General features: G+C 69.0%; 4 protein-coding genes. 3 read left to right on the top strand and 1 reads right to left on the bottom strand.

Translation table 11 applies throughout. The annotated features are described in order from the left end of the window. A partial coding sequence (locus VGW35_21495; GenBank protein ID HEV8310247.1) for a hypothetical protein occupies nucleotides 1–190 on the bottom strand: 190 nt, incomplete at its 3' end. 80 nt (nucleotides 191–270) lie between these two features. Here VGW35_21495 and VGW35_21490 point away from each other — a divergent pair. From VGW35_21490 to VGW35_21480, 3 genes are all read left to right on the top strand, one after another. Further along, the gene (locus tag VGW35_21490; protein ID HEV8310246.1) at nucleotides 271–1,029 is read left to right on the top strand and encodes a phosphosulfolactate synthase; all 759 of its coding nucleotides are present in this window, start codon (nucleotides 271–273) and stop codon (nucleotides 1,027–1,029) included. A gap of 113 nt (nucleotides 1,030–1,142) precedes the next feature. Further along, the gene (locus VGW35_21485; GenBank protein ID HEV8310245.1) at nucleotides 1,143–2,060 is read left to right on the top strand and encodes an ABC transporter permease; all 918 of its coding nucleotides are present in this window, start codon (nucleotides 1,143–1,145) and stop codon (nucleotides 2,058–2,060) included. Between the two features lie 23 nt (nucleotides 2,061–2,083). Then, nucleotides 2,084–2,935: an ABC transporter permease gene (locus tag VGW35_21480; protein HEV8310244.1), complete on the top strand. Its 852-nt coding sequence runs from the start codon at nucleotides 2,084–2,086 to the stop codon at nucleotides 2,933–2,935. The last annotated feature ends 213 nt before the right edge of the window (nucleotides 2,936–3,148 follow it).

Raw genomic sequence — 3,148 nt, 5'->3', positions numbered from 1 at the left:
CCCCTTCAGCCTCACGGGCCAGCCGGCGATCAGCCTGCCGGCACCCGCCCCCGGCCTTCCGGTGGGAATCCAGGTGGTCGGACACCTGGGGGCGGACCGCGCCCTGGGCGAGGTCGCTCTTGCGCTCGAGCGCGCGTGGCGGTCTCCGGACTCGGGCGTGAGCGAGCCGAATGATCGCTCGACCGAGCACCGGCACACCGAGCCCGGTCGCGGTTCGCGGGGGGTCGTCGGGCAGGGGAATGCGGTCGACCGTCGATCGTGGAGGAGGTCATGAACACTCGGGCGTTCGACAGTGTCCCGGTGGCCGGGGGCCGACCCAAGCCGCGCGATACCGGGCTCACGATGGTGCTGGACTGGGGACGCCCCAACGCCTATCTCGAAGACTGGTTACGGCTGGCGGACGAGTACGTCGACATCGGCAAGGTCGCCATCGGCACCGGGCGCTTCTATCCGGAGTCGTATCTTCGGGAGAAGGTCGAGATCTACCGTCGCCATGGCGTCCATCCGTGCCCCGGAGGCAACTTTCTCGAGCACGCCGCCGCCAAGGGAAAGGCCGAAGAGTTCTTGAAGGCGGCGGCCGACCTCGGATTCGAGCACGTGGAGGTGTCGAACAACCGTGGTCTCCTGCCACGCGCCGCCATCAAAGGCCTCATCGGGAAGGCCCGCGATCACGGCTTCCGGGTCTTCGGAGAGGTCGGAAGCGAGGTCGAGCGGACAACGGTGGCCGACATGATCCGCGACATCCACGACTGTCTGGAATCCGGGGTGGAGAAGGTATACGTCGAGGCGACCGACTTGATCGAGAACGGACAGTTCGATCTCGGCCGCGCCAGGCACCTGGCCAGCGAAGTGCCGCTCGAGCGGCTCATCTTCGAGCTGGCCGGGTGGTGGGTGAAAGGCGTCGACATGTTCGAGGTGCACCGGACCATGATCCGGCTGGTCGAGCAGTTCGGTCCGTCGGTCAATGTCGGGAACGTGGACCTCGATGACGTGCTGCTGCTCGAGTGCGTTCGACGCGATCTGGAATGACGCGGGCTGCGCACCTGGCGGGGCCTGACCGGCGGCGGGCCGGCCCACCGGGCGGCCGGCCGAGTCGCCGACGTGCGTGAGGCGGCTCCGCCGTCCTGAGCGGCAGGTCGGGAGTGCTGGCGTACCTCGCGGTGCGGCTGGGCCAGGGCACCTTCGTGCTCTTCGGCGTCGCCACCCTCGCGTTCTTCCTCATCCGCGCGACCGGCGACCCCACCCTGCTCATCCTCGGGGAGCATGCCACCCCGGAGGCCCGGGAGGAGCTCCGGCGGCGGATGGGCTGGCAGCGTCCCCTGTACGTCCAGTACGTCGACTACGTCTCGGCGGCCGCTCGAGGGGACCTGGGGCGCTCGCTCTATGATGGGCGGCCGGCCGCCCTGGTCTATGCCGAGCGGATTCCCGCGAGCTTCCAGCTGGCGTCGGTCGCCATGCTCGTCGCGCTGGCGGTGAGCCTTCCGCTGGCGGTGGGCTCCCTGATCTCTCGACAGCCCGCCCTGCGTGCCCTCGCCGAGATCGCCGTCGCCGTGGGCCAGTCCATGCCGAGCTACTGGCTGGGCCTCCTGCTCATCTTCGCGTTCAGCGTCTCGCTCGGCTGGCTGCCGTCCGGGGGGCGAGAGCGACCGGACGCCATCATCCTGCCCGCCGTCACCCTGGCGGTGTGGACGATCGCGCGAGTGACTCGGCTGGCCCGGGCCAAGATCGCCGAAGTCGTGCCCCAGGACTACGTCCGGACCGCCTGGGCGAAGGGCCTGTCGCCGGTGCGGGTCTATGGTCGTCACGTTCTTCCCAACGCCTCGATCGCGATCGTGACGCTGGTCACCGCCGAGTTCGTCACACTATTCAGCGCGGCGATCCTCACCGAGAGCGTGTTCGCCTGGCCGGGCGTCGGCCGGCTCCTGGCCGAGAGTGTCTATCGCCGGGACTACCCGACCGTTCAGGCCGGACTGCTGGTGATCAGCGGGGTGGTCGTCGTGATGAACATCCTCACCGACGCCCTGTACCTGTGCCTCGATCCGCGGATCCGCCTCCAATGATCCCCCTCGTCGATGGGCCAGGCATGAACCGGCCGGGTGGCCGACTGCGGCGCCTGTCCGCTCGAGCCCTGGTGGGACTCGCGCTGGTGGCGTCCGCCGTCTTCTGCGCCGTGGCCGCGGAATGGGTCGCACCCGCCAACCCGAATGCCCAGCAGCTGCGGTTCGCCCGGCAGCCGCCGAGCTGGATGCCGAAGGGCGGGAGCTTCTACGTGCTCGGCACCGACCACCTCGGGCGCGATGTCTTCAGCCGGCTCCTCTACGGAGCGCGGGTGTCCCTGGCCGTGGCATTCGGCTCGGTCGCGATCGGGGTCCTCTTCGGCGGCGGGCTCGGCCTGGTGGCCGGGAGCGCCAGGTCCAAGGCCGGGGACCTCCTGATGCGGCTCATCGACATTCAGATGGCCATTCCCACGATCGTCATGGCCATCGTGCTCGTCGGGATTCTCGGTCCGAGCGTCCGAAATGTCATGATCGTCTTCGGGCTGGCGGGATACCCGACCTTTGCGCGCCTGGTCCGAGGGGAGATGCTGCAGTTGCGGGAGCGGGACTTCACGACGGCGGCCCACGCGGTCGGCGCGAGCGCGCAACGAGTGATCCTCCGGCACCTGCTTCCGAATCTCCTCGGCCCGGTCCTGGCCCTTGCGGTTCTGGAGATGGCGGCGGTGATCCTGTACGAGTCGGGACTCGGGTTCCTGGGTCTCAGCGTGCCGCCGAGGATTCCGAGCTGGGGCGGCATGCTCGCCGACGGGCGGCAGTATTTGACGAGCGCCTGGTGGATGGCCCTCTTCCCGGGCCTGGCGATCATGACCACCGTGTTGGGGCTGAACCTGGCCGGCGAATGGATCCACGCCAAGCTGGCCCCCGAGATCCGGGGCTAGATCCGGCGGTCGATCCCGGCCGGACGACGCGACATAGCATCGGGGGGTCTTCCGAGACCCCCCGAAATGATCGAAGGGAGACGTTATGCCAGACGAGCCCGCCGAGACGGAGCTGGAAGCCCGCGCGAAAAGCGAACCTCACATCACCCTGCCCGAGTGGACGTTTGCCGCCCGGGAGGACCCCGATTTCTTCCGGCCCTTCGCCGACCTTCG

The organism is Candidatus Methylomirabilota bacterium, assembly GCA_036005065.1.
Taxonomy (GTDB): domain Bacteria; phylum Methylomirabilota; class Methylomirabilia; order Rokubacteriales; family DASRDR01; genus DASYQW01.
The sequence above is the reverse complement of the archived record's forward strand: the minus strand, read 5'-3'. Positions and strand labels throughout refer to the sequence as shown.